Source organism: Corallococcus sicarius, assembly GCF_003611735.1.
Taxonomy (GTDB): domain Bacteria; phylum Myxococcota; class Myxococcia; order Myxococcales; family Myxococcaceae; genus Corallococcus; species Corallococcus sicarius.
This window is the reverse complement of sequence record NZ_RAWG01000705.1, coordinates 1-560: the sequence shown is the minus strand read 5'-3', so window position 1 is coordinate 560 and position 560 is coordinate 1. Positions and strand designations below refer to the sequence as shown.

Genomic DNA, 560 nt, shown 5'->3' with positions numbered 1-560 from the left:
GGGTGGGGTGAGAGGGATTGAAAGGAATCAGGCGGATGGAGCGTGCACCCGCTCGTGGTCCAGAAGCCAGCGTTTGCGCTCCAGCCCCCCGGCATAGCCGGTGAGCGAGGCATTGGTCCCGACGACGCGGTGACAGGGCACGACGATGCCCACGGGGTTGGCGCCATTGGCCATGCCCACGGCGCGCACGGCCTTGGGCCGGCCGATGCGTTCGGCGAGTCGGGCATAGGTGGTGGTGGTGCCGACAGGAATCTCGCGCAGGGCGCGCCAGACCTCGCGTTGGAAGGGCGTGCCGGCGGTCTCCACGGGGAGGGCGTCGATGGCGCTCACCTCTCCGCGCAGGTAGGCCTGGAGGGCGGTGGTGCGGCCGGACGGGTCGCGCGCCGGCTCCAGGACGCAGCCCTGCTCGCCGTAGTGCAGGCGCAGGAGCCGGTGCATGCGGGCCTCGTAGCCCTCCCAGTCGAGGGCGCGAAGGCGGCCCGCCTCGTCGCAGACGATGAGCATGACCCCGGTGGCCGTGGGGGTGGAGTCAATGAAGAAGCGCTGGCGGGGCGGCATGG

Annotated in this window: 1 protein-coding gene; it reads right to left on the bottom strand. The window is 71.6% G+C overall.

Annotated elements, in window-relative coordinates; translation table 11 throughout:
* Window positions 1-27: 27 nt before the first annotated feature.
* The gene (gene ogt, locus D7X12_RS41795; protein ID WP_208719645.1) at window positions 28-558 is read right to left on the bottom strand and encodes a methylated-DNA--[protein]-cysteine S-methyltransferase; all 531 of its coding nucleotides are present in this window, start codon (window positions 556-558) and stop codon (window positions 28-30) included.
* Window positions 559-560: the final 2 nt, after the last annotated feature.

What these genes read in the sequence shown, in the direction of transcription:
- ogt (WP_208719645.1), bottom strand. Translation starts at nt 558, where the DNA reads ATGCCGCCCCGCCAGCGCTTCTTCATTGACTCCACCCCCACGGCCACC.